Below are 25,577 nucleotides of genomic sequence, written 5' to 3'. Positions count from 1 at the left end.
TCACGTCGCCGAAGAGCGCCGGCTCACGCCGGGCGAGTTTGCCGGGTCGACCGGGCGTCGGGTGGCCGCGAAATGAGGTTTTCGCGTCGGGCCGTCGAGGGCTAGGGTCTGGGTGCAGCGAGTCAGCCAGGAGGAGTTGAGGCATGGTCGGTCTTCCGAGCGCGCGTTGACGTTGTAGGCCGTGACCGGCCTGTCATCGCGTGCTGCCCTTGATGTTGCGGCACAGCGAGCTTTCCCCTGCCTGAACCGTCGGTGCGCCTGTGGTGCGCCGGGTGACGGCCTCGTTGTCGGCAACCCGAGGGATCCCCGTGCCGTCCGTTTCCTCTTCCGTATCCGATTCCGGTCGCCCTGCTCCGTCGAGCCTGTGGCGCAACGCCGACTTCCGCAGACTCTGGCTGGGTCAGACGGCTTCCCAACTCGGTGAACACGCAAGTCTGGTGGTTCTGCCGCTCTTCGCCGTCCTGACACTCCATGCCAGTGCCGCCCAGTTGGGCGCCCTTCGGGCGGTGGGGCAGGCGCCGATCCTGTTGCTCTCGCTCTTCGTCGGCGCGTGGGTGGACAGGTGGCGGACCCGCACGACCATGGTGCTCACCGACGTCGGCCGGGCTGTGGCACTGGGCGCCGCCGCCCTGGCCGGCCTCTTCGGCCGGCTCGACCTGCACGGCCTGCTCGCGCTCGCCTTTGCCGTCGGGGCCTTGTCCGTGTTCTTCGACGTGGCATACCAGGCGTCTCTCGTACGACTGGTGGAACGCGACCAACTGGTGCGAGGCAACAGCGCGCTCGAGGGCAGCCGGTCCGCGGCGCAGATCGGCGGTCCCGCTCTCGGCGGCACGTTGGTGTCGCTGCTGTCGGCGCCCCTTGCTGCCGCTTCCAGCGCGATGTTCTTCGCGCTGTCGTTCCTGTCGATCCGGCGAATCCGCCGGTCCGAATCGCTCCCGGCCCGCCCGGAACACCCACACCCCTCTCGGGTCTGGCGGCAAATCCACGAGGGCCTGCGTTTCGTCGCCCGCAATACCGCGCTTCGGACCGTGTGCCTGGCCTCGGCCGCCTTCCAGTTCTCCTTCGCGGCCACGATGACCGTCTATCTGCTCTTCCTGCCGCGGGAACTGCACCTGTCGGGCACCGTCGTGGGGCTGGCGCTTGCGGCGGCGGGACCGGGTGCGCTGCTGGGCTCACTGCTGGCCGCGCGCCTGCCGAGCCGCTTCGGTCATGGCGCGGTGCTCGTGGGTGCGGCAGCAGTCGGCGACGGCGCGTTCCTGTGTGTGCCCGCGCTGCACGGCTCCTCCGCCGCGACGGTTGCCGCTCTCCTCGCGGTCGGCTTCGTGTTCGGGTTCGGCGGCCAGCTGGTGAATGTCACGGTCATGGCCGTCCGGCAGGCCGTCACTCCGGACGGGATGCAGGGCCGCGCGGCCGCGACGATCACGTTCGTCGGCGGGGGGTTGACCCCGCTCGGTTCCCTGCTCGGCGGGTTCCTCGCGCAGGAGTGGGGGCTGCGCACAAGTCTCCTGGTGACGGCGGCAGGCATGATGCTGTCGCCGATGATCATGGCGCTGTCCCCGCTCGCGCTCCTGGGACGGGAGCTTCCCGTCGCGCACGACACGCCTGCCTTCAACTCGAAGGGCCACTCGTGCCGGTGCGGGGCTTGGTGGCGTGGACGATCGCGGAGTGCATGCCGTCGGCGACCGGGTGGGTCGGGGTGATCTCGACGTCCGTGAAGCCCGCGGCCTCCAGACCCTGCCGGTATTCGGCGAAGGACAGCGCGCCGGCGATGCAGCCGACGTAGTCGCCGCGCTCGGCCCGCTGCTCCGGGGCGAGGGTGTCGTCGGCGACCACGTCGGAGACGCCGAGACGGCCGCCGGGCCTGAGGACGCGGAACGTCTCGGCGAAGACGGCGGGCTTGTCGACGGACAGGTTGATCACGCAGTTGGAGATCACCACGTCGATGGTGTCCGCGGGCAGCGGGATCGATTCGATGGTGCCCTTGAGGAACTCGACGTTGGTCGCGCCCGCCTTCGCGGCGTTGGCGAGCGCGAGTTGGAGCATCTCGTCGGTCATGTCCAGTCCGTACGCCGTGCCGGTGGGGCCGACGCGGCGGGCGGAGAGCAGGACATCGATACCGCCGCCGGAGCCGAGGTCGAGGACGCGGTCGCCCTCACGGAGCTCGGCGACGGCCGTGGGGTTGCCGCAGCCGAGGGAGGCGGCCACCGCTTCGGCGGGCAGGGCGTCGCGTTCGTCGGCGGCGTAGAGGGTGGAGCCGAAGTTCTCGTCGACCTCGACGGGCTGCGGCCCGCAACAGGCGGTGCCGCCCTCGGTGACCTGTACGGCGGCTGCGGCGTATCGCATGCGGACGGTTTCACGCAGGTCAGTGGACTGCTCGGTCATGTCTGACTCCTGGGTGACGAGGCGCGGTCACGCCCCGGAACGGCTTGTATTGATGTTCTTTGATGCAAGCTTGCGTCTTGGATCGAAAAACGTCAACATAGAAGCATGTCGAAACAAGAGCTCGAGGTGATCGGTCAGGACACGGACGGCGCCTGCTGCGGCCGACTCGCGTCCGCGCCGCTGGGCGACGAGCGGGCGGTGGAGCTGGCCAAGGTGTTCAAGGCGCTCGGGGACCCGGTCCGGCTGCGTCTGCTGTCGATGATCGCCTCGCGGGAGGGCGGCGAGGTCTGCGTGTGTGAGATGACACCCGCGTTCGACCTGTCCCAGCCGACGATCTCCCACCACCTCAAGCTGCTCCGCCAGGCCGGCCTGATCGACTGCGAACGCCGTGGCACGTGGGTCTACTACTGGGTGCTGCCGGGCGCCCTGGACAAGCTCGCCGCATTCCTCACCACGCCCCGGACCGCGCAGGCGCCCGCCTGACTGCTCACTGCTCGGTGGGCGTCGGAGGGTGGTCTCGTTCCCACTGCCAGGTCCACAACGCGGAGATGCGGTGATCGTCCTCGTAACCGGGGCGGGAGAACGAGCCCACGCGCTTGATCGCCTCATCGGTACGCGCGTCGTCCCGCCGGAGCAGGCCGTGGGCGGCGTTGAGACGCGTCGTGAACTCATCCTCGTCGAGCAGGGCCGCGAGAGCGTCGGCGACCGCCGCCGTACGGTCCTTGCCGGGAGCGACGGCCTCCGCGGCGCCGCCCCGCACAGCGGCAACCGGATCCCGCAGCAACGCGACGAGGGCGTCCGTCACCTCGCGGCTGCCGTCATGGGCCGCAGCGAGCGCCCGGCCGGCCTGATCACGCACGTCCCCGTCCTCGTCCGCGGCGAGGACCAGCAGTGCGGCCCGTGCTTCCGGACTCCAGTAGGGCGGCGGCGCCTCCCACTCGAGGAGCAGGTCGGGAACCCGGGCGCGGACGCGGGGGTCCGGGTGGTCGGCGTACCGGAGTCCGACACCCTCCGTCTCCCGGTGCCCCGTGTCGCTCAGGACGCGGAGCACCACGGCGAGGACCTCGGGGTCCTCCTCACCCTCGGCAGTCCATGCGACGAACAGGTCCGCTGCCTCCTTTTCATAGGAGTTACGCCAGCTCGCGTGACCCATCACGTAGTAGAAGATCACGTCGACGACGAACCTGCGGTGATGCGGATCCGGGCTGTGCCGGTACGCCGTGACGGCCGACCACGTCTCCTTGCTGCGGCGTTGACTGAGGACCAACCCTGCGGACGCCCAGGCCACATGGTCCGGATCGCGCGGTGCCACCGCTCTGGCCACCAGTTCGGCCACGGGCGTCAGGATGCGGAAGGCCCACTCCAGATCCGTGAGGATCGCGCTGTGCCCGGCGCGGACCGTGCGGCCGCCGAGGGTCAGCTGATCCACGTGGTCGTACTCGTCGTCCAGCACCCGGACGCGGTGGGCGGGGCCGGACGCGCCCGTCCGGCGCCGCAGTGCGTCCTCCGCGCCGGACTCGTGCAAGCGCCGGGCCAGGGCCAGCAGTCGCTCCCGTTCCGCCTCGGGCAGGCGTAGTCGCGGCTCTCTGCCCAGGACGGCTTCGACCGTCGCCGGTGAACCGCCCTCGACCGCCCGTACCAGCGGAGTCGTTCCGTCCGGCAGCAGCCGGCCCGGATCCGCGCCCGCCTCGACCAGCGCCTTCGCGACCCCGGCGGCAAAGGCGTCGACCGCAAGACACAGCACCGGCAGCCCGTCGTCGGTGACGGTGTCCGGGGCGGCTCCCGACTCCAGCAGCGCCCTCACGGCTTCTGCGTCCCCGCGTCGTACCGCCGCGACCAGCTCCGTACCGTCCAAGTTTCGCTGTCCCCCCGCCTCGCACCGACCGCCCGTCTGTCCAGCGCTCCGACGAGCAGGCAAGACGGGCCCAGGTGAGGGTAGTTCCGCCGTTCCTGGGCCGCGACCGGATTTATGCGGGCCCAGCACCTGCCCTCGCCCCGCAAGTCGGCTACTTCAGGGACTCGAAGTACGCCTTCTGCGCCGGGTAGTACTGCTCGAACTCGGGCTGGGGCCCGCCCGTGCGGGCGGCGGTGAGCATGTCCAGGTAGTACTCCCAGCCCGGGCCGGTCTCACCGAGCTGTTCCGTCGAGGTGAGGTGGTGGATCAGCCGGAGCTCGGTGGTGCCGTCGGCCTCGGCCAGGAGCAGCTCCAGCGACCAGGAGCCGACGGCGTCGTCCGTCATGACGGCGAGTCGGTGCGGCGGTTCGCAGGCTTCGATCCGCATCGGGTACCAGGGGGCCGACTCCTCGAACACCAGCTGCACCTCGACGGTCCGGCCTGGTCCTGCCTCGCCGCGCCAGGGGCCGAACCAGCGGGCGGTGCGCTCCGGTTCGGTGACACTGGCCCAGACGTCGTCGACCGGGGCACGGTAGGTGCGGGTGATGATCAGGTCGTACCCCGTCGGGGTGGGTACGAGCTGCCCGGTGGGTTCAGGGTTCATGCCGTGTCCTCCTGGTGCGCGGTTCGCGGGGTGTCGGCGGGGGTCGAACGGGTGCGGTCCCTGCGCGTCCGGTGGACCTCGGTCTCCAGCGCCGCGAGACGCTGCGACCAGTCGGACCGCTGGGTGTCGAACTGGGCGAGCCAGGCGGTGAGAGGCCCCAGCCGGGAGCGGTTGAGCGAATAGCGCCGATGACGTCCGGACTGCTCGTCCCGGACGAGGCCGCTCTCGCGCAGCACCCGCAGATGACGGCTCACCGCCGGCCGGCTGATCGAGAATCCGGCGGCGATGTCGCCCGCGGTCAGCGGAGCGTGTCGCAGCATGACCAGGATCTCCCGGCGCACGGGATCGGCGATCGCGTCCGCCACGTCCGTCAGTTCGTCCACGGAAAAAGCGTAACCCATCGGTTACGCATCACAAGCCCGGGCGCGGATATGCGTCCCCTGTGGGGCAGGCGCAAGCTGGACATGTGCCCGCCTCGTCCACTGGCACCAGACGTGTGGGGAGAACTCGGATGACTTCGATGGCGAACCTGCCGGAGGTGGTGTCGCGCGAGGAGTGGGTCGCCGCCCGTAGGGAGCTGTTGGCCAGGGAGAAGGAGCTGACGCGGGCCCGTGACCGGGTCAATGCCGAGCGGCGGCGGCTGCCGATGGTGCGCGTCGACAAGCCGTACACCTTCGAGGGGCCGGACGGGCAGGTCGGTCTGCTCGACCTGTTCGAGGGGCGGCCCCAGCTCGTCATGCACCACTTCATGTGGACCTACGACATCGCCGCGGACGGCACCGAGCACCCCCGCGACACGGGCTGCTCGAGCTGTTCCTCCGCGGCCGACCAGATCCCCGCCAGGCTGCGGCAGCTGCACGTCCGCAACACGACGCTGGCCGCGGTGAGCCGGGCGCCGTACGCGAAGCTCGCCGCGTACCGGGCGCGGATGGGGTGGACGTTCCCCTGGTATTCCTCGGCCGGCAGCGACTTCAACTACGACTTCCACGCCACCGTCGACGACCGGGTCGCGCCGGTCGAGGTTGACCAGCGCACCGAGGCCGAGCTGGCCGAGGCCGGAACGCCGTGGTCGGAGGCCATGCGTGGCGACTATCCGGGCATCAGCGCGTTTCTGCGCGTCGGGGACGACGTCTTCCACACCTACTCCACGTTCGGCCGCGGCATCGAGGAGTTCCACAACGGCTATCCGCACCTCGACCTCACCGCGCTCGGCCGCCAGGAGGTGTGGGAGGAGCCCAAGGGCCGCGCGGAGCCGCTCGGAATGCAGGTCGGCGGGCCCGGTTTGCGACTGCCCGACGAGTACGACGCCTGACGACGGCACCTGACGTCGACGCGACATGCCGACCGCCGCCCGACGGTCCTGCCGTCAGGTGAGCGGGGTTTACCGTCGGCGGCATGGACGGTGATCGCCAAGGGTGGCTCGCGTGTCTGCTCAGCGGGGCGGTGTTCGCCGTGTGCATGGCCGGCACCACGCTGCCGACTCCGCTGTACGGCCACTACCAGGACAAGTTCGGGTTCTCCGAGCTGACGGTCACGGTCGTCTACGCCGTGTACGCCTTCGGAGTCATCGGTGTGCTGCTGCTGGCGGGCAACGCCTCGGACGCCGTGGGCAGGCGTCCGGTGATCCTGTCGGGACTGGTCTTCGCGGCCGCGAGTGCCGTCTGCTTCCTGTGCGCCACGGGGCTGGGCTGGCTGTACGCGGGGCGGCTGCTGTCGGGACTGTCCGCCGGCCTGCTGACCGGGGCCGCGACGGCGTACGTGATGGAGCTGGCCCCGCAAGGTGGCGCCTCCCGGGCCACGTTGGTCGCGACCGCCGCCAACATGGGCGGGCTGGGCTGCGGTCCGCTGCTCGCCGGAGTGCTGGCGCAGTACGCTCCGTGGCCGCTGTACCTGCCGTTCGTCGTGCACCTCGCGCTCGTGGCGGGCGCGGTCGCCGTGCTGGTGTGGCTCCCGGAGACCGTACGGGAGCGGCGGTCGCTGCGTACGGTGCGGCCGCAACGGCCCAGCCTGCCCGCGCAGGTGCGGGCGGTGTTCGGGCCGGCGGCGATCGCCTCGTTCGTGGGTTTCGCGCTGTTCGGGGTGTTCACGTCGGTCAGCCCGGCGTTCCTGGCCGAGTCCCTCGACGAACGCAACCACGCCGTCAGCGGGCTGGTCGTGGCGCTGGCCTTCTTCGCCTCGACCGCGGGGCAACTGGCCGTCGGCCCCGTAGGGGTGGGGCGATCGCTGCCGCTGGGTTGCGCCGTGCTCCTCGGCGGGCTGGCGCTGCTCGCGGGAGCGCTGTGGTGGGACCTGCTGTGGCTGGTCGTGCTGAGCGCGATCGTCGGCGGAATCGGGCAGGGGCTGTCGTTCCGCGGGGCACTGTCCGCGGTCGCCGCGGCGTCTCCGGCGGAGCAGCGCGCGGCGGTGATCTCGACGCTGTTCGTGGTGGCCTACGCGGGCATCTCGGTTCCGGTGATCGGTGTGGGCGTCCTGACGGAACCGATGGGGTTGGAAGGCGCCGGCCTGGTGTTCATCGCCTGTATGACCGTCCTGGTTTCGAGCGCGGCCGCCTATCTGCTGCGGCGGCCGGTACCGGTGGAGGCCTGAACCTGTGCGGGCACGGTGCACCGCACAGGTCCGAGCCGGTCGGCGGCAGCTACGCGCTTTCGGGGGACGGCAGGGAAGCGAGCCAGTCGGTCAGCAGTGCGTTGGTCTCCTTGGGGCGTTCCTGCTGGATCCAGTGGCCGCAGCCGTCGAGGACCTGTGAGGAGCGCAGGGCGGGCAGGGTCGCGGGGAAGGCCTTGATCGCGTCTGCCAGCCATGTGGTCGAAGCGTCCCGTGCGCCGCCGAGGAACAGCGAGGGCTGGGTGAGGGGGGCGCCGGAGTGGTCGGCCAGATCTGCCCAGTCGCGGTCCATGTTCCGGTAGCGGTTCAGGGCGCCGGTCATGCCGGTGCGTTCGAACTCTCCCGCGTAGACGTCCAGGTCCGACTCGTCGAGCCAGGCGGGCAGTCGGCCGGCGGGGAACCTGTCCCGCAGCGTGCCGCCGGGTCCGACGAAGTGCGGGTCCGGAGCGTCGGCGGCCGGCAGGGTGTCGGCGGACAGTGCGGCGTAGAAGCCGGCGAGCCAGCCGCGGACGTCCGGCTCGATCTCGGCCTCGGCCCGACCTGGCTGCTGGAAGTAGGAGACGTAGAACTCGTCCGGGCCGCCCATGTGCGCGAAGACCTCGCTCGGCTTCGGACCGCCGGGCGGGGTGTAGGGCACGCTCAGCAGCCCGACCGCGCGGAACAGGTCGGGCCGCAGCAGCGCGGAGGTCGCGGCGATGGTCGCGCCCCAGTCGTGCCCGACGATCACCGCGGATTGCTCACCGAGGGCCTCCAGCACGGCGACGTTGTCCTCCACCAGCTCCAGCATCCGGTACGAGTCGACCGACTCCGGCCTGGAGGAGCGACCGTAGCCGCGCACGTCCATGGCGACGGCGCGGTATCCGGCCGCGGCCAGCGCCGGGAGCTGATGGCGCCACGAGTACCAGGACTCCGGGAAGCCGTGCACGAGGAGGACGAGGGGCCCCGTCCCCGCCTCCGCGAGATGGAGCCGTCCGGCGGGAGCGGGTACCAGGCGGTGTGTGGCGTCCGGTGTCTGGGCGGGGTGCGACATGAGTCCTCCGGAACTCCGATCGGTGGGCGCGCCGGGCATCGCGGCCTCTGGGGCGGCCGCCAGGCTCCGCGCGTCGTCCCGCCATCGTGGGGTCGTGTGCCGCGGCGTCGCGAACCCCGTTGCCGGTTCGGCAACATCGGCGCTCGGGCGTCGATACAGGGGGGTGGCGTTGCGGGGGCGGCCCGCTCAGTCGCGTACCCGATCCGTCCGTGCCGACAGCCCCCGGCGCAGACACTCGGCCAGCCGGGTGGTGATGGTGCCGTCGGGGTCGAGGCGAGGGTTGAAGATCGTGACGTCGAGCCCTACGGCTCGCGGGTCGCCCAGTGCCGTCCGCAGCACGCTCTCCAGCTCTTCCCAGGTCAGCCCGCCGGGAAGGCGGTAGTCGACCGCCGGCATGATCGCGTCGTCCAGGACGTCGACGTCGAGGTGGACCCAGAACCCGGTACTCGCGCCGGCAGTGAGCCGATCGACCGCGCCGCGTGCTGCCGTGGCGGCGCCGACCGCGCGCACAGCGTCCAGGTCGATCGCCTGAAGTGCGGGGGGAAGCGGCTGCATGCCGGCCTGGGCCGACTCGTCGGCGTCGCGGAAACCCAGGGCCACGACGTCCTCGTCGCGCAGCAGGGGACCGCGGCCCTCGAGGTCGGTGAGCAGCCGGGGGCCGCGGCCGGTGACCAGGGCGAGGTCCATCGAGGCCGCTTCACCGTACGGCTCGGCCGAGGGCTGGTAGAAGTCGGTGTGGCCGTCGAGGAACAGCAGGCCGTGGCGTCCGCGGCGGCGCAGGGCGAGGAGATTGCCGAGCAGGATGCTGCAGTCTCCGCCGAGGACGACCGGGAAACGGCCGCTGTCGAGGACGTCTCCTACGGCGTCGGCGAGGCGGGCGGAGTACTCCGCGATGGCCTGGGGGTTGAGGACTCCGGTGTCGGGGTCGCGCGTCGGGTCGTAGGCCGGCGGTTCGACGCAACCGGCCCGTACCGCGTCGAGCCCGTCCGGCAGGCCGGCGTCGAGCAGAGCCGTCGGCAGGTCCTGGACCCCGGACGGCCGCAGGCCGAGGACGGACGGTGCCTCGATGATCGCGAGCTCCTGCATTTCCGGCCCTTCCCGTCACTGCCTGCCGTCGCTCCCCCACTCCATCTGTGCCACATCCGGTGGACGGCCACCACTTGTGGTCGGCCGGTGCGGCGAAGGCCGGAGGTCGTGCACGCCGCCCTACTGGCCGGCATTCAAGAGTGCGGCTCCCCTGTGGCTGAAACTCGCCGCAACCTGACCGGAGTTGACCCTGGGTGATACACATTTCAACGGCTACCGGCGGTAAAGGCTTGCTTTGCACATCCTTCACACGTACACCTTGCTCCACAACTGGCCATGACTCTGGGGGGAGTTGGCTTATGGAAGGCACGGTTGACGGGTTCCGCTATGGTGCGGTGACCCCGGTGGCGGCCTATTTGATGGCCTGCCTGGGAGGGGCGCTAGGACTGCGGTGCATCGTCCGGTCCTTGCTCGACGAACAGTCGTGGAAACCCGGTTGGCTGGCGCTCGGCGCCGCGTCGATCGGCTGCGGCATCTGGACGATGCACTTCATCGCCATGATCGGCTTCGAGGTCGAGGAGACCCGGATCCGCTACGACGCCGGTCTCACCGTCCTCAGCCTCGCCGTGGCGATCGTGGTGGTCGGCATCGGCGTGTTCGTCGTGGGCTACCTGGGCGCGAGCAGAGGCACACTGGCCGGCGCCGGCGTCGTCACCGGACTCGGTGTGGCAGCCATGCACTATCTGGGCATGGCGGCGCTGCGCCTCGACGGCAGCATCCGGTACGACACGTTCGCAGTGGCACTCTCCGTCCTGATCGCGATCGTCGCCGCGACCGCCGCGCTGTGGGCGGCCGTCACCATCCGCGGCTTCCTGACCAGTCTCGGCGCCAGCCTGGTCATGGGCGTGGCCGTGTCCGGGATGCACTACACCGGCATGGCCGCCGTCAGCGTCCATCTGCACGGCGCGACCGGCGCGTCATGGGCGGGCGACTCGTCCTCCTCGCTGCTGCTTCCCATGCTCCTGGGACCGATCGTCTTCCTCGTCCTGGCCGGCGTGGTGGTCATGTTCGACCCGCTCCTGGTCCTCGGCGAGGGCGAGCGCAGCCGCCCCGGTACGGCACGGCAGACCGGCACGGCCGCGCGGTCCGGCACCCGGCAACAGCCCGGCCGCGCCCCCGGGTTCAGGGCCCCGGCCGACACTCCGCAGCCCAACCGGGAACCGTACGCCCGCAAGTGGTGACCCGGGAGCGCGGCGACGCGCCGGGTCCGCGCTCCCCCTCTCGGCCTTCTCTAGATCATTGTTACGGTGCACAGGTGTCTGACTCCTCACGTGATACCGCCGAAGGCGCCGGCTGGGGCGCCCCCGAACTCGGTACGTACAAGCGGCTGATGCCGACCGAGGTCGAGAAGATCTCCTGGCTCAACCCCAAGATGCTGTGGGCCGCCCGCAACGGCGTGCTGGCGTCCTGGTTCGGGGACCCCACGGGCCGTACCCGCGGCCGCTGGGTGGCGCAGCGGACGGCCGCGGGCGCGCCCGCCGACAAGGTGATCCGGCGCGACGACCCGGACCGGTTCTCGTTCCTCGTCATCGGCGACACGGGCGAGGGCGACGATCCCCAGTACGCCGTCGTGCCCGGTTTTCTGAAGGCGGGTCAGGACACCAGGTTCGCGGTCCTCGCCAGTGACGTGATCTATCCGGTCGGCAGCGCCGACGACTACGGCACCAAGTTCTTCCGGCCGTACCAGGACTACCGGGCACCCATCTACGCGATACCGGGCAACCACGACTGGTACGAGGACCTCGGCGCGTTCATGCGCGTCTTCTGCGACGACGCCCCGCCCCTCGCGCCGGAGCCCGCACCGCGTCCGCTCAGCCGGGCTCGGCTGCGGTCGCTGCTGTGGCACCGCCCGCGCAAGAACGACGGCCAACGACTCGCGGACGCACGTGAGTTGAGGTCCGCGGAGGTCCAACAGGCCGTCCAGCCGGGGCCGTACTGGGCGATCGACACCGGGCCGGTGCGGATCATCGGCATCGACACCGGACTCCTCGGGACCATCGACGCCGAACAGGGCGCGTGGCTGCGCGAGGTGTCGAAGGATCCCCGCCCGAAGATCCTCATCACCGGCTCGCCGCTGTACGTGGACGGCGCACACCACCCCTGCACGATCGAGGGCGGCGGTACGGTCGACGAGATCGTCCGTGACCCGGCCCACCGCTATGTGGCGGCGATCGGCGGCGACATCCACAACTACCAGCGCTACCCGGTCCAGGTCGACGGCCGCACGATCCAGTACGTGGTCGCGGGCGGCGGCGGCGCGTTCATGCACGCCACCCACACCATCCCGCGGGTCGACATCGCGAACGTCACCGAGAAGGAGTTCCGCTGCTACCCGCTGCGCGGCGACTCCCTGGCCTTCTACAGCAAGCTCTACGGCCGCAGGCTGCACCTGCGTCGCTTCTTCGCCGTCACCGAGGCGGAGGCCGCGGCCGTCGTCGCCGAGCGCCTGGGCATCCCGCTGACCCGAGCCCAGCAGACCACGACCCGCATCACCTGGCGCACCCGCCTGGTCGCCAGTCTGCTCGGCGCCGGCCGACGTCCGGACCGCACCGCCCGGTTCCGCCTCCCCGTGCGCAAGATCTACACGCAGCTGTTCTCGCCGAGCTCGGCGACCTACAGCCCGCCCTTCTTCAAGTGCTTCCTGCGTCTGGACGTCACACCGGAGACGGTCCGCCTGCGCTGCTACGCCGCGACCGGCAACCGCGCGCAGGAGGTCGACCCGCCGGTCGAGGACGAGGTGACGATCCCCTTGCACTGATCGCGGGCTTGCACGGATCGCGGGTGGCGGGAACACCGCGGGCGTTGATCGAGTTGGCAGTGCCATACGCCATTGAAGGTTCAATGATGGAGGGGCCCATGCCGTCGACCTCACGCCCGCTGCGCAAGCTGGGCTTCCTCACCATCGGGCTCTTCGACGAGGCGGATCCACGCCGGGGCCACGAGTCCACGCTGGAGATCATCGAGCTGGGCGAACGACTCGGCTTCGACAGCGCGTGGCTCCGCCACCGTCATCTCCAGTACGGCATCTCCTCCCCCGTCGCCGTCCTGGCGGCGGCCTCGCAGCGCACCAGCCGCATCGAATTCGGCACGGCGGTCATCCCGCTCGGCTGGGAGAACCCGCTGCGGCTGGCGGAGGACCTGGCGACGGTCGACCTCCTGTCCGGCGGCCGCCTCAACCCGGGCGTGAGCGTGGGCCCGCCGATGCACTACGACCGGGTCAAGGAGGCCCTCCACCCGGACACGGCCGGCGCCGAGGACTTCGGGTACGAGCGGGTACGACGGCTGCTGGACTTCGTGCGGGGCAAGCCGGCCACGGACTTCAGCGGGCACGAGGGCTTCGAAGTGTTCTCCGACCGGGTGCAGCCGCACTCGCCCGGCCTCGGCAGCCGCATGTGGTACGGCGGCGGCAGCCTGAGTTCCGCCCGTTGGGCCGGCGAGCACGGAATGAACTTCCTGACCAGCAGCGTCGTCAAGGTGGAAGGCCCCGAGGACGCGGCGTCGACGTCACCGGACTTCGCGGAGATCCAGCTCTCTCACATACGCGCCTTCCGTTCCCACCACGCCGACGGCGACAGCGCCCGCGTCTCCCAGGGCCTCGTCGTCATCCCCACCGACTCCGCGACGCCGAAGCAGCGCGCGCGGTACGAGGAGTACGTCGCGCAGCGCACCCCGCGCACCGCGTCACCGCAGGGTCCGGCCCGCCTGCTGTTCGCTCCGGACATCGTCGGCACCTCGGCAGAGATCGCCGAACGCCTCCACGCCCACGCCGCGTTCCGCGAGGTGGACGAGGTGGCGTTCGCGCTGCCCTTCACCTTCGAGCACGAGGACTATGTGCAGATCCTCACCGACCTCGCCGGCCGGCTCGGGCCGGCGCTGGGGTGGCGCCCGGGACGATGACCCGGTCGAGCAGGTGCAGCGGGGCGGGCCGGATGCCGGCGGCCTCCGCCGCGTCCCAGTGGGCCAGTGCACGGGGCAGGTCGACGAGACCGTGGGTCAGTGGCAGGTGACTCCGAGGCCGGCCGGAAGCCCTGAGGTGGGAATGGAGGAGTGACTCCAGTCGGCATGAGGCCATGGTTGCCGGAATCCCGGGCCGCAGGGCGAAGCCCGCGCTCGCCACGGCCGGCAGGTCCTGGCTGAGCCGCGTCTTTGTGGCGTCGAGGGCCAGCAGGCCGCCGCCCACGACCAGCACGTCCTGGTGACTGCCCATCCGGTCCAGTGCCTTCCCGGTGTCGAAGCAGTGCGGGAAGGAGTCGTCGACCACGATCGTGCCGGGGCGGAGCCGGTCGACGTCCAGAAGGGTCGACGCCCCGCTGACGGCGGTGACGACCACGTCGGCCTCGTAGATCTCCGCGGGCAGGGACAGCCCGGACTCCACGACCTGGACCGGCATCGCCGCAGGCGGGTACTCGGACGCCAGGTCCGCTGCCAGCCGTTCGAGTCGCGGGGCGCTGCCGGGCAGGTCGCACAGCAGCAGGCGGGCCGGTGGCCCGGATTCCGTCGCGAGCAGCAGTCGTAGGGACGAGGTGCCGATCGAGCCGCATCCGACGACGGCGAGGGAGAGTCCGTCGAGGCGACGGTCGGTCGCCGCGAGAGCGGAGTGGACGGTCTTGACCACGGCGACGGTCGTCGACGCGTGTCCGGTGGTGATCTCCGCGCCGGTCGTGGTCTCCCGCAGGACGTCGTAGCCGTAGCCGGTGAGCGACGGGATCATGCCCGCGAGCGAGACGCAGCGGGCGCCGAGTGAGGCGGCGTGCTCTACGGCGCGGGCGGTGCGGGCCGCCAGGTCACCGGCCGGGGCCAGTTCGTCGGCGAAGAGCGGGAGGGCGACGAAGCCGGAGTTCCCCAGCGGCGTGCCGGTCTCCTCCAGCAGGCGGGCCCGGCCGTCCGGGAACAGGAGCGCCCGGATCTCCTCGCGCCCGAGGCCGGGGCTGTCGTACGGCAGCCCGGCCAGGGCGGCGAGGTGGTGGGGCGCGGGCAGGTAACCGACGAGCGCGGCGTCGAGGTGGGGGCGCCGGCGGCGGCCCGCGCGGGCTGGGGCAGTGTCGCTCAGCGCCTCCCGCATCTGCTTCCGCATCTCCTCCGCGAACCGGGTGACTTCGCCCGGCGTGAGGGCCGCCGCCGAGGCCCGCACGATGAGGCGCAGGCCTTCGCCGTCCGGCAACGGCCGCACGGCGAGGAACACATCGGTGCCCACCGGCGGCGGGGCGAGGGAGGTGTCGGACTCGTCGGCGTGCAGGGTCAGGCCGGCACCGGCCGCCTCGGTGCCGAGCGAAGTGAAGTCGAGGAAGGTGAAGAAGAACTGGGCGTGGCACGGCAGTCCGGTCGCCGTGCGCACGTCGCTGGGTCCTTCGGCCCTGGCCAGGTCCGTCTCCGCGGCAAGTCGCCGCAAGTCGTCGGCGAAGGCCGGTCGGTCGACTCCGGGGCCTCCGGCAAGGGCCGGGCGCAGCGCCACCGCTTCCGCGAACGGGCCGAACAGCCGGTGTGCGTCCGGCGTGGACTCCTCGCGTCCGGTGACGGCGAGGCCGAGCATCACGTCGCGCTGTCCGGTGAGTACGGCGAGGGCACGGTAGTACGCGGTGAGCAGCGGCGCGTACAGGGTGCGGTGTGCTGCTCGGGCGAGTCGGCGCAGTTCCCCGGTCGTGGCGGCGTCCAGGGTGAAACCCGTGGTGTGGAAGGCCGGTTCGGTATCGAGGGTCTCCTGGGTGGCCGGCCGGCGCAGTGCGGGCGGTGTGTAGGGCGCACGAACGCGGGCGCGGTACTCCTCGGCCTCGGGTCCGTCCGGTCGCGGGCGGGCGGCGGACAGGGCCACGTGGTCGCGGAAGGTGCTGTCGAGCGGTGCCAGGCCGTGCGGGAGACCGCGGTCGAGGCGGTCGTAGACAGTGAGCAGTTCCCGGGCGAGGAGCGCGGCACTGAAGCCGTCGCCGATGAGGTGGTGTGCGTGGACGACGAGCACGTGCTCGCCGGGTGTCACGGTGAACAGCCGCAGGCGCAGCAACGGCCAGGCCCAGGGCTCCAGTCGGCGCCCGGCCTCCTCGTCGATCCGCTGCTCCAGCAGATCGGGGTGCGCGAGGGTCTCCGTCTCCACGGGCAGGCGCAACGAGTCCGGCAGCTCCTGCTGAACCGGCGGACGGGCGCCAGCGGGGAAGACGGTCCGCAGCATCGGATGCCGGGCGACCAGAACGTCGACGGCGCGCTGGAAGACGTCGTGGCGCAGCGGCCCGCGCACCCGGAACCGGGCGAGCCAGCCGGAGCCCGCCCCCGGGTCGATGGCCTCGGCGAGCAGGAATCCGCGCTGGGACGGCGTGAGGGGACAGGGGCCGGCCAGCTGCGGGGGCGTGGAGTCCGGCGCCGATTCGGGCGAGGGATCGGGGACGTGTGTGTCGGCTGCGGCATCGAGAGCCGCCGCGAGTGCGCTCAGCGTGCGGTGGGTGTAGACCGTCGTCGGCCGCGGAACCGCGGGGAGTTGCTCGCGCAGGCGGGCGAAGAGTTCCAGCACCATGATGGAGTCACCGCCGAGTTCGAAGAAGTCGTCCTGGCGGGTCACCTCCGGTACGTCCAGCAGGGTCGACCAGATGCGCGCAACGGTGTGCTCGGTCGGGGTGGCGGGTGGGGTGCCGGGCTCCACACCGTGATCGTCGACCGCGCCGGAGGCATCGGCGCTCGGCGTCCCCTCGCGCTCGCCCGCCAGCCGGTTGCGGTCGACCTTGCCGGTGCCGGTCAGGGGCATCGCGGGGAGCGTGCGGATGCGTCCGGGCAGCATGTACGGCGGCAGGACACGGGACAGGAACGCGCGCACCTCGCGCGGGTCCGGCTCGGCCGTGCCGGACCGGGGTTCGAGGTACGCCACCAGGCGTCCGTCGCGCAGCAGCACGGCCGCGCGGGCGATGTCCGGGTGGGCGAGCAGCGCGGCCTCGACCTCGCCGAGTTCCACACGGTGGCCGCGCACCTTGACCTGGCCGTCGAGGCGGCCGAGGAACTCCAGAACCCCGGCCGCGGTCCGGCGGACCCGGTCGCCGCTGCGGTACCAGCGGCGCCCCTCGCGCTCGACGAAGGCCCGCGCGGTGAGCTGCGGCTCGCCGAGGTATCCGGCTGTCAGACCTGTTCCGGCGATGAGCAGTTCACCGGCCTCGCCGGGGGCGCACGGACGGCCGTCCTCGGTGATGACGGCCAGTTCCGTCCCCGCGACCGGCCGGCCGATGGGCAACTGCCGTACGTCGTCGGCCGGACGGGTGTCGATGACGTGATAGGTGGCGTTGATGGTGGACTCGGTGGGCCCGTACAGGTTGGAGATCCGGTGCTCCGGTCCCCCGCAGTCGTCGAGCAGGTCGAACCAGCGGCGTACGTGTGCCGCGGGCAGCGCCTCGCCGCCGACGTGGACCCAGCGCAGCGCCGACAGGTCCGGGGGCGTCCCGTCCTGCCGTGCTCGGGTCTCGGCGGCGGTCAGCAGCCGCTCCCACAGCGTCGGCACCGAACTCCACACCGTGATCCGGTCGTTGACGATCCGGTCCAGCAGTGCTTCGGGGTCGCGGAGGAGGTCGCGGGTCAGGGTGTGGACGGTGGCGCCGACGAGCAGCGGTGCCAGCAGCTGGCGTACGGAGGCGTCGAAGCAGACGGATGCCGTCTGCACGAGGCGGTCTCCGGGTCGGTAGCCGAAGGTGGCCAGTGACCAGTCCAGATAGTTGACCATGGACCGGTGCGTGATCGGGACGGCCTTGGGGCGGCCCGTGGAACCCGATGTGAAGATGACGTAGGCGGTGGCGTCCGGGTCGGCGGGCTGCGGCACATCCCGAGTCGGCGACGTCGAGGGCGGTGCGTCGGCGGCCACCGGTGTGATGCCGTCCAGCACGGCGACGGCTTCCCGCGTCGCGCGGTGGCAGACCACTGCGCCGACACCGGTGCGCTTCACCTGGTCCCGCAGCCGGGCCGCGGGGTGGGTCGCGTCCATGGGCACCCAACCGGCGCCCGCCCGCAGGATGCCCACGACGCCGACTACCGTGTCCGGGCCCGGCTCGGTGAACAGGCCGACCAGGTCACCGGGGCGCACACCACTCGCCCGCAGCCGGTCCGCGAGGGCGCCGGTGGCGGCGTCGAGTTCGGCGTAGGTGAGCGTGGTACGGCCGGTGTCCACCGCGATGGCTCGGGGTGTCGCCCGGAACTGTGCGCACAGCCGGCCGACGATCCCGGCTTCGCTGTCGAGCCGCTGCGCAGGGATCAACTGACCTGCCGCTGCTCGCAGTTCCTCCAGATACTCCCCAGCGAGGCGTTCGACGGTCGCACGCCGGAAGAGCTGCGCGGGGTGGTTCCAGGAGAGGCGCAGGGTCGCGTCCGATTCCCAGCACAGCAGGCCGAGCCGGGTCGCGGCGGAGGCGGTGGCCGCCGCGGTCGGGGTCACGGTGACCGGCCAGTCCTGGCCGTGGCTCACCGGGAAGCGGGCAAAGCTGAACCCGGCCGGGGCGACCGCGCGCGGGGCGGGGCCCGTGGTGGGCAGCAGCGCGGCGATGTCGGGGCTGGCGAGCGTCGCGTTGGACTCCGCCTGGTGCCAGATCCGCTGCAACCGCCGGGCCAGTACGGTCACGGGTTCGGCGGGGTCGACGGTGGCAAGCACCGGCAGGGTGTCGGCGAGCGGGCCCACGAGACGCTCGATCCCGGGCAGGGCTGCCTCACGGCGCGCACGCGCCACGTTCACGGCGACGGCCTCCTGTCCGCTCCAGCGGGCGAGGCAGCGGCCGTACACCGCGAGGAGCAGATGGAAGAGGGAGACTTCGTGCCGGGCGGCCACCTCCCGCAGCGCCGCCGTGAGCGAGGTGCCGACGGTCGTCTGGTGGTGGGTGAGCGGCGGCGCCGGCAGGGCTTCCGGGTCACCGTCGTAGGGCAGCGTCATCGGCGCGCCCGCTGCTGTGTGCTCGGCGATGCGGTCACGCCAGTACTGCTGGTCCCGGGTGAAGGCCGGGGACCGGCGGTCGGCGGTGATCAGAGCGGCGTAGTCGGTGAACTCAGCGTGCAGGGCAGGTAGTTCGGGAGGGCGGCCGTGGGCGAGCGCGGTGTAGAGCGACCACAGCTCCTCGCACAGGACCTTGAGGCTGTAGCCGTCAGCGGCGCTGTGGTGCACGACCAGCAGAAGGTGGGCGAGGTGCTCGTCCAGGCCGTCGCGGACCAGGACGGCACGCACCGGATCCTCGGCGGTCAGGTCGAACGGGCGGTTGTACAGCCGCTGTTCGAGGTCGGACAGGGGCGGCGCGGTGACGTCCGGCTCGTGCACCTCGTACCAGCGGGGCGCGCGGTCGGTGGACTCGACGGGCGTGACGCACTGACGTGGCGGTGTGCCGTCTCCCGTGATCCGCAGCCGCAACATGGGCTGGCGGGCAGCGAGTTGTGCGAAGGCTCGGCCGAGGAGGGCCGGGTCGAGAGGGCCGCGGATGGTCTGGCGCAGGTAGCCGTAGGAGGTGATGCCTTCGTACAACTCCTCGGTGGTGAGGAAGGCGCGCTGAAGCGGCGTAAGGGGGTGCGGGGTGTCGTCGTGGTCGCGGTTCACGGTGGCGGGCGCGTGGGAGGCTTGTGGGCTCTGCGCGCCGAGGTAGGCGGTCAGTTCGCCGACCGTACGGTACTCGAAGAGCAAGGTCGCGGGCAGGGGGAGTCCGAGTTCCCTCTCCAGGCGGCGGGCGAGGTCGACAGCAGTGAGCGAGTCCAGTCCGAGGCTGAGGAACTGCTCGTCGTCGCCAATGTCCTCCGGGGCGCGGTGCAGGGCCTCGGCCAGCAGGCTGCGAATCAGGTCGGTGGTGCGGGCCGGGTCGGATACAGCGGCGGCGTCGGCGGGCGACGAAGGGGCGGCGGCAGGCGAGCTGTCGGCCTGGGACGGACGGGTCGCAGCCGGCGGGCGGCCCGGAGCGGCAACCACTGAGGACTGCGCGGGGCTCACCAGCAAGTGCGCGGCACCGGTCGCGACGGCCGTCCGCAGTCCCGCGATCGCTGCCCGCGTGGTCATGGGACTCAGTCCGCGGGCGCGCAGCCGCGCCTCGGCCGGTGACCCGGCGGCCAGTCCCGCGTCCGCCACCGGCCCGAACCCGACCGCCAGCCAGGGCCGGCCCGCCGCGCGCTCGGCGGCGGCGAAGGCGTCGAGGAAGGCATTGGCGGCCGCGTAGTCACCGAGCGCGCCTGCCAGACCGGGCAGGACCGAGGAGACGGAGGAGAAGACCACGCATACAGCCGGTTCCTGGCCGTGCCGGCGCAGCGCCTCGGCGACCAGCAGCGTGCCGCGCACCTTCGCGGCGAACATCTGCTCGATCTCCGCATCGGTCTTGGAGCGGAGGGTGCCGGGCCGGACCGAACCGGCGGCGTGGAACACCCCGTCCAGCGGGGGCAGCGCGCCGAACAGCGCGTCGACGTCGGCCTCGTGGGAGACATCCGCCGCGTGGTACCTGGCCCGGGCGCCCCGGGCACGGAGATCGGCGAGCAGTTCGTCGGGGACGGCCCGGGAGCGTCCGGTCAGGATCAGTTCGCATGCACCGCGGCCCGCGAGGTCGCGCGCGAGGGCGGAACCGAGCCCTCCGGCTCCGCCGGTGATCAGGTATGTACCGTCCGGCGGCAGGTCCGCGCGCGCCGTGGATACGTCCGTCACGTGGGCCGGTGTACGGCTGACCCTGCGCCCGGAGCGCCAGGCGACCGCGCCCTCGGCGCCGGGCTCGTGGGCGGAGTACAGCTCACGTTCCAGGGCGTCGACCCGGGCGTCGAGCGGGTCGCGGGAGGACAGGTCGACGCTGCGGGCGGCGAGCCCGGGGTGTTCCTCCGGGAGCGCGAGGGCGAAGCCGTGCAGGAGTGCCTGCGTCGGGCGCGCCGACTCCTGCGGCATGCCGGTGATGTACGCGTCCTCGGTGGCGATGAGGAGGCGGGTGCATTCGGTGGAGAGCAGGTCGAGTGCGTGGCGCAATGCGGAAATGGCCGCGCCGGGGGTCTGCGGGCCTCCGCCGCCGGCGCCTGCCTCCTCTCCCAGCAACACCAGGGTGTCCGCCGTCGCGTCGGCCGGCCCGTGAGCCTCCAGCACGGTCACGCCACGGTCGGTGAGCCTCTCGGCGAGAGCCCGGCCGAGCCCCTCGTCGCCGCCGATCAGCCGCACGACGCGGGGCCCGGCCGCAGGCGTGAGCGGTGCGTCCCTCCAGTCGAGGCGCTGCACCATGGGCGTGGCGTCGGGCTTGCGCGGCCAGTGGCGGGTGCGCTGGAAGGGGTACGTCGGCACCGGCACCGCAGAACGGTTGCCGGCCCGGGTCGTCCGGTCCAGAGCCACGCGGTTCAGGGCAGCCCCGCGTGACCACAGTCGGCCCGCCGTCTCCAGCAGCGCCCGCGCACCGGAGGGGTCGGCATCGCGGTCCGGGGCTGAGGGGAGCCCTGTCGTCGATGCCGAGACGTCCGAGGCATCCTGGGCCCGCGCGACGGCGCGGACGGCCCCGACCAGGGTGTTCCCTGGGCCGAGCTCCACGAAGGTGTCGTACCCCTCCTCCAGGAGCCTCGCCACGGCCGCACCGAACCGCACCGGCTGGACGGCATGCGCCTGCCAGTAGGCGGGCGTGAGGTCGGGTCGCCAGTCACCGGTGACCGTGCTCAGCATCGGTACGGTCGCCGACTTGACCGTCAGTGCCTTCGCGGCGTCCCCGAGTGGCTCGAGGACAGGCTCCAGCAGCGGTGAGTGGAAGGCGTGCGAGACACGGAGCCGACGTGCGGCCACGCCCCGGCTCCTCAGTTCGGCGAGGGCACGGTCGACGGCGTCCCCGGCACCCGAAATCACCACCTGATCGGGCCCGTTGACGGCGGCGACGCTCAGCGAGCCGCCGGATGCGGAGACAAGCTCGGCGACGGTGGCCTCGTCGCCCCTGACGGCGGCCATGGCTCCGGGGAGGGCCCGTTCACCCACCAGCCGGCCGCGCTCCGCGGCGAACCCCACCGCCTCGTCCAGGGTCAGCACCCCGGCGACACACGCCGCCGCGATCTCACCCACGCTGTGCCCGGCCACCGCGTCGGCCGACAGCCCCCATTCCGCCAACTGCCGGGCCAGGCCGACCCCGAAGGCGACGAGCAGCGGCTGGGCCACCTCCGTCCTGGCCAACTCCTCGGAGTCCATACGGGGATCGAGGCACCACTCGGCGAGCGAGCGCCCCTGTATGGGGCCCGTCAGCGAGGAGGCCTCGTCCAGGACGTCCCGGAACACCGGAGAGGATCGGTACAGGGCACGTCCTTGGCCGGGCCGCTGTGCGCCCTGGCCCGGTAGGAGGAACACCGTCCGGGGGCGGGACCGGGCGACCGTGAAGTCCGCTGCGCGGGCCGCGTCGAGGCGTTCCGCGAGGTCGCCGTCCGCGACCACGGCGAGACGGTGGGGACCGTCGTCGCGCGCGGTGTTCACGGCGGCGCACATGTCCGCCTCGTGCCGGTCCGGATTCGCGCGGACACAGGCGGCCAGATCGGTGGTGGCGGCGCGCAGGGCGTCGGCACTGCGCGCCGACAGGGTGAGCAGGTGCGGGCCGTCAACGGCGGGCCTCGCGGTGATGGTTGGCCTGGGCGCCTCCTCCAGAACGGCGTGCGCGTTGGTGCCGCCGAAGCCGAAGGCGTTGACGCCCGCGATGAGGGGCCCTGGTGCGCGCAATTCCCGCTGCTCGGTGACGAGTTCGAAGCCGGGTGCGACGCGTTGCAGGTACGGCGCGGGCGGAGTGGTGTTCGGGGAGGGCGGGACCTCGCGGTGCTGGAGCGCCAGGACTGTCTTGACCAGGCCCGGCATGCCCGCGGCGTTCAGCAGGTGACCGATGTTCGCCTTGACCGAGCCGAGCAGGCGGGGCAGCCCGTCCGCGCGGGGCGCAAACGCGTGCCCGAGCGACTGCGCCTCGACGGGATCGCCGACCGGAGTGCCGGTTCCGTGCGCCTCGACGTACGACACCGCTTCGGGGTCGATGCCGCACTCGCCGTACGCCTGCGTGATGACTTCGCGCTGGGTGCGCGGGTTGGGAGCGAGCAGGCTCAGCGAGCGGCCGTCGTTGTTGACCGCCGTGCCGCGCACCAGGGCGAGGACCGGGTCCCCCGCCCGCTGCGCGTCGTCCAGGCGGGCGAGGACGAGGGCCGCTCCGCCTTCCCCGGGCACGATTCCGTCCGCTGTGGCGCCGAAGGGGCGGCTGCTGCCCGTCGGGGAGAGCGCACCAGCTTGTTCGAGCAGCCGGTGGCCGGTTGGGGTGAGGGCGAGTTGGACGCCCCCGACGACGGCGATGTCGCACTCGCCGCTCTGGAGGCTGCGGCGGGCCAGGTGGAGTGCCACGAGCGCCGAGGAGCAGGCGGTGTCCACCGCCAGGGCGGGGCCGTCGAGGTCGAGTGCCTGGGAGAGGCGGGCGGCGATCAGGTTGGGGAGGTTGCCGGTGAGCGCGCCGGCATGGGCTGCCAGGTCGCCGTGCGCGGCGGCGGCCAGGATCTCGCGGTAGCCGCTGTCGCCGACCGCGGCGAACACCCCGACCTTGCGGCCGGTCCGGCGCGGCCCCGCGTAGCCCGCGCGTTCCAGGGCCTCGTGGGCGAGTTCCAGGAAGACCCGGGCCTGTGGGTCGGTGGCACGGGCCTCCTCGTCGTCCATGCCGAAGCAGGCGGCGTCGAAGGCGGCGGGGTCGGGGAGGAAGGAGCCGGAGAAGCGGGGAGCACCGGGTGTCTTCTCGGTCCCCGCGGCGTTCCCTCCGTCCTCGCCCTCCCAGCGTTCCCCCGGCACGACTGTGATCGTGTCCCGGCCGGAAGCGAGCAGTTCCCAGAAGGCCTCCGGCGTGTCCGCGCCGGGGAACCGGCAGGCCATGCCGAGCACCGCCACCGGGCGGTTTCGCGCAGGGTCCCCGACCGGCTGATGCCCCGGCTCCGCGGCCGCCGGCTCCAGCACCCGACCGTCGTCCGTGACCGCCCTCACGCCGTTGCCCGACGCCCCGTCACCCTCCGACAGCAGAGCCAGCACATGCCCAGCCAGTGCGGCCACGCTGTCATGGTCGCGCAGCACGCGAGGCTCCACCGTGACGGAGAACGTGTCCTCGATCCCGGCGAGCACGGCCATCGCCTTGAGGGAGGAGCCGCCGAGGGCGAAGAAGCGGTCGTCCCGGTCGATCATCGCCGGTGAGAGGTCCAGCGTCCGTGCCCAGATCCCCCGGATCGCTTCCTCGACGTCGCTTCGCGAGCGCGGCACAGCGCCACCCTGCGGACCGAGCTCCTGCTCCTGAGCCCCATCCGTCGGCGCCTGCCTGGCGTCGCCCACCGGAGCCTGGTCGGCCTGACCGGCGACGCCCCGCGCCGTCGACAACCGCCCCTCGACCTCCGCATACGCACCCGCCTCGAACCGCTCGCGCATCACAGCGCGCCGCAGCTTGCCGCTCGTCGTGCGGGGAAACGCCCCCGGCGGCAGCGGCAACACCCTTACGTCGTCGTGGCCCAGCGCTTCCCGGAGCCGGGCCGCCGCCGCGTCGAGCACGGGAAGGGCCGTGGCCGAGGCGGGCCGTGCCCACTGCACGAACACCACGACCCGGTCGGCTCCGGTGTCCGGATCGGTGGACCCGATCGCCGCCACCGTCCCTCCGGGCAGTCCCGGGGTGGCGGCGGCGGTCTCCTCGAGGTCGGGGGCGTGGAAAGTCCGGCCGCCGACGAAGACGACGTCCTTGTGCCGACCGGTGACACACAGCCGGCCCTCGTTCAGGAAGCCGAGGTCGCCCGTCCGCAGCCAGCCGCCGTCGAACGCGGCCGCGCTCGCCTCGGGCGCCCGGTGATAGCCGCGAGCCAGCTGAGGCCCGCGTACCTCGATGTGACCGATCCGCCGGTCGCCGAGCGGCTCGCCGGAATCGTCGGTGACACGGACCCCGCAGTCCGGGACGGGACGGCCCACGTCCATCAGTTCGACGGCGTCCGGGCCAGGTTCCGCGGGAACGGCCCGGCCACGGCTGAGCGCCGCGCGGTCCAGTCGCAGGGGCACGGCGGTCTCGCCGAGCGGGGGCACGGTCACCGCGAGCGTGGCCTCAGCCAGCCCGTACACGGGGAGCATGGCCTTGGCGTCCAGTCCTGCGGTGCCTGCCTTCGCGGTGAACTCCCGCCACACGCGCGGCGCGATCGGCTCCGCGCCCACGAGCATCAGGCGTACGGCGCTCAGGTCCAGTCCGGCCCAGGTGCTGTCCGGCACCCGCCGTGCCGCCAGCGCCAGCGCGAAGTTCGCCGCCGACAGCAGGGTCGCCCGGTGCCTGACCGCCGCCTCCAGCCAGCGGGCCGGGCGCTTGGCGAAGGTCAGCGGCTCCAGTCGTACCTGCTTCAGGCGCGCCGCCATGGGGACGAGGTGGGTGCCGATCAGGCCCATGTCATGGAAGTACGGCATCCAGCTCGCCACCACGTCGTCAGGCGTGATCGCCATGGCGGTACGGATCTGCCGGAGGTTCGCGAGAACGGCCTCGTGGGTGAGTTCCACGCCTTTCGGGGCGCCGGTGCTGCCGGAGGAGAACTGGAGGAACGCGAGGTCCTGTGGCCCGCGCCGGGGCAGTGAGCGGGGCGGGCCGGCCTCGCGCAGCTCCCCCAGTCGCAGCGCGTGCACGGGTCCCGGGATCTCATCGAGCAGCGCTTCCGTGGTCGCGTCCACGACGACGGCGGGCCTGCCGAGGAACTCCCACACCGGCCCCACCCGACGCGGCTCCGGAGCGAGCGGCACCGGCACGAGTCCCGCCGCCAACGCTCCCCAGAACATCGGCTGGAAGTCCTCGCCGAGACCCGCGAGGAGAGGCACAGGTGTGCCGGGCTCCAGTCCCGCCGCACGCAGACCACCTGCCACGCGCAGGGCGTCGTCGCGGAGTCCGGCGAAGGGGACCGTGCGTTCGCCGCCGTCTCCGCGGACGTGGACGACGACCTGCCCGGGGGCCTCCTCGGCGGCGTGCAGCAAGACGTCGAGGAGCGTGTCGGCGGTACGGCGCCCGGGAGTCGGCATGCGCTTCCTTCCTCATCGCACGGGG

14 protein-coding genes are annotated in these 25,577 nt (G+C 72.3%); 7 read left to right on the top strand and 7 right to left on the bottom strand.

Annotated features, from left to right (window positions below):
* Positions 1 to 302 precede the first annotated feature (302 nt).
* Positions 303 to 1,700 (top strand): MFS transporter, encoded by a 1,398-nt coding sequence (locus ACZ7M7_RS31340; protein WP_472123306.1) that lies wholly within the window; start codon positions 303 to 305, stop codon positions 1,698 to 1,700.
* Here the strand turns inward: ACZ7M7_RS31340 and arsM are convergent.
* Positions 1,609 to 2,382, bottom strand: coding sequence for an arsenite methyltransferase (gene arsM / locus ACZ7M7_RS31335; protein WP_472122609.1), 774 nt, complete (start codon positions 2,380 to 2,382; stop codon positions 1,609 to 1,611). The two genes, ACZ7M7_RS31340 and arsM, sit on opposite strands and share 92 nt — an antisense overlap.
* A 105-nt stretch (positions 2,383 to 2,487) precedes the next feature.
* On the opposite strand from arsM, the gene ACZ7M7_RS31330 reads away from it, so the two are divergent.
* Positions 2,488 to 2,865, top strand: coding sequence for an ArsR/SmtB family transcription factor (locus ACZ7M7_RS31330; RefSeq protein WP_472122606.1), 378 nt, complete (start codon positions 2,488 to 2,490; stop codon positions 2,863 to 2,865).
* Between the two features lie 4 nt (positions 2,866 to 2,869).
* On the opposite strand, the gene ACZ7M7_RS31325 is transcribed toward ACZ7M7_RS31330, so the two are convergent.
* The 3 genes from ACZ7M7_RS31325 to ACZ7M7_RS31315 form a co-directional block, all read right to left on the bottom strand.
* Entirely contained in the window at positions 2,870 to 4,237 is a 1,368-nt protein-coding gene (locus tag ACZ7M7_RS31325; protein ID WP_472122603.1) for an ankyrin repeat domain-containing protein, read from the bottom strand.
* 151 nt (positions 4,238 to 4,388) lie between these two features.
* Entirely contained in the window at positions 4,389 to 4,880 is a 492-nt protein-coding gene (locus ACZ7M7_RS31320; protein ID WP_383625523.1) for an SRPBCC family protein, read from the bottom strand.
* A complete protein-coding gene (locus tag ACZ7M7_RS31315) occupies positions 4,877 to 5,263 on the bottom strand; it encodes a metalloregulator ArsR/SmtB family transcription factor (protein ID WP_472122600.1) in 387 nt (128 codons plus the stop codon). Before ACZ7M7_RS31315 ends, ACZ7M7_RS31320 begins: the two co-directional genes overlap by 4 nt.
* A gap of 128 nt (positions 5,264 to 5,391) precedes the next feature.
* On the opposite strand from ACZ7M7_RS31315, the gene ACZ7M7_RS31310 reads away from it, so the two are divergent.
* Positions 5,392 to 6,192, top strand: coding sequence for a DUF899 domain-containing protein (locus ACZ7M7_RS31310; RefSeq protein ID WP_472122597.1), 801 nt, complete (start codon positions 5,392 to 5,394; stop codon positions 6,190 to 6,192).
* Positions 6,193 to 6,275: 83 nt separating this feature from the next.
* Complete coding sequence (locus ACZ7M7_RS31305; protein WP_472122594.1) at positions 6,276 to 7,466, top strand: MFS transporter; 1,191 nt, start codon at positions 6,276 to 6,278, stop codon at positions 7,464 to 7,466.
* Positions 7,467 to 7,515: 49 nt separating this feature from the next.
* Here the strand turns inward: ACZ7M7_RS31305 and ACZ7M7_RS31300 are convergent, their stop codons facing one another.
* Together ACZ7M7_RS31300 and ACZ7M7_RS31295 are read right to left on the bottom strand one after the other, a co-directional pair.
* Positions 7,516 to 8,514 carry an alpha/beta fold hydrolase gene (locus ACZ7M7_RS31300; protein ID WP_472122591.1) on the bottom strand — a complete coding sequence of 333 codons (999 nt, stop codon included), beginning with the start codon at positions 8,512 to 8,514 and terminating at the stop codon, positions 7,516 to 7,518.
* A gap of 186 nt (positions 8,515 to 8,700) precedes the next feature.
* Entirely contained in the window at positions 8,701 to 9,600 is a 900-nt protein-coding gene (locus ACZ7M7_RS31295; protein ID WP_472122588.1) for an arginase family protein, read from the bottom strand.
* Between the two features lie 299 nt (positions 9,601 to 9,899).
* Between ACZ7M7_RS31295 and ACZ7M7_RS31290 the strand changes: the two genes are divergently transcribed.
* The 3 genes from ACZ7M7_RS31290 (at position 9,900) to ACZ7M7_RS31280 (ending at position 13,497) form a co-directional block, all read left to right on the top strand.
* Positions 9,900 to 10,781, top strand: a complete 882-nt coding sequence (locus ACZ7M7_RS31290; protein WP_472122585.1) for an MHYT domain-containing protein — start codon at positions 9,900 to 9,902, stop codon at positions 10,779 to 10,781.
* Positions 10,782 to 10,855: 74 nt separating this feature from the next.
* Complete coding sequence (locus ACZ7M7_RS31285; protein WP_472122582.1) at positions 10,856 to 12,358, top strand: metallophosphoesterase family protein; 1,503 nt, start codon at positions 10,856 to 10,858, stop codon at positions 12,356 to 12,358.
* A 98-nt stretch (positions 12,359 to 12,456) separates the two neighbouring features.
* Positions 12,457 to 13,497 carry an LLM class flavin-dependent oxidoreductase gene (locus ACZ7M7_RS31280; protein WP_472122580.1) on the top strand — a complete coding sequence of 347 codons (1,041 nt, stop codon included), beginning with the start codon at positions 12,457 to 12,459 and terminating at the stop codon, positions 13,495 to 13,497.
* On the opposite strand, the gene ACZ7M7_RS31275 is transcribed toward ACZ7M7_RS31280, so the two are convergent.
* Positions 13,442 to 25,552: an amino acid adenylation domain-containing protein gene (locus tag ACZ7M7_RS31275; protein ID WP_472122577.1), complete on the bottom strand. Its 12,111-nt coding sequence runs from the start codon at positions 25,550 to 25,552 to the stop codon at positions 13,442 to 13,444. The two genes, ACZ7M7_RS31280 and ACZ7M7_RS31275, sit on opposite strands and share 56 nt — an antisense overlap.
* Between the last annotated feature and the right edge of the window lie 25 nt (positions 25,553 to 25,577).

Source organism: Streptomyces sp. NPDC111606, assembly GCF_055656945.1.
Note: the sequence above shows the minus strand (reverse complement) of the source record. Positions and strands in the feature narration are given on the sequence as shown.

What these genes read in the sequence shown, in the direction of transcription:
- arsM (WP_472122609.1), bottom strand. Translation starts at nt 2,382, where the DNA reads ATGACCGAGCAGTCCACTGACCTGCGTGAAACCGTCCGCATGCGATAC.
- ACZ7M7_RS31330 (WP_472122606.1), top strand. Translation starts at nt 2,488, where the DNA reads ATGTCGAAACAAGAGCTCGAGGTGATCGGTCAGGACACGGACGGCGCC.
- ACZ7M7_RS31320 (WP_383625523.1), bottom strand. Translation starts at nt 4,880, where the DNA reads ATGAACCCTGAACCCACCGGGCAGCTCGTACCCACCCCGACGGGGTAC.
- ACZ7M7_RS31310 (WP_472122597.1), top strand. Translation starts at nt 5,392, where the DNA reads ATGACTTCGATGGCGAACCTGCCGGAGGTGGTGTCGCGCGAGGAGTGG.
- ACZ7M7_RS31305 (WP_472122594.1), top strand. Translation starts at nt 6,276, where the DNA reads ATGGACGGTGATCGCCAAGGGTGGCTCGCGTGTCTGCTCAGCGGGGCG.
- ACZ7M7_RS31300 (WP_472122591.1), bottom strand. Translation starts at nt 8,514, where the DNA reads ATGTCGCACCCCGCCCAGACACCGGACGCCACACACCGCCTGGTACCC.
- ACZ7M7_RS31295 (WP_472122588.1), bottom strand. Translation starts at nt 9,600, where the DNA reads ATGCAGGAGCTCGCGATCATCGAGGCACCGTCCGTCCTCGGCCTGCGG.
- ACZ7M7_RS31290 (WP_472122585.1), top strand. Translation starts at nt 9,900, where the DNA reads ATGGAAGGCACGGTTGACGGGTTCCGCTATGGTGCGGTGACCCCGGTG.
- ACZ7M7_RS31280 (WP_472122580.1), top strand. Translation starts at nt 12,457, where the DNA reads ATGCCGTCGACCTCACGCCCGCTGCGCAAGCTGGGCTTCCTCACCATC.
- ACZ7M7_RS31275 (WP_472122577.1), bottom strand. Translation starts at nt 25,552, where the DNA reads ATGCCGACTCCCGGGCGCCGTACCGCCGACACGCTCCTCGACGTCTTG.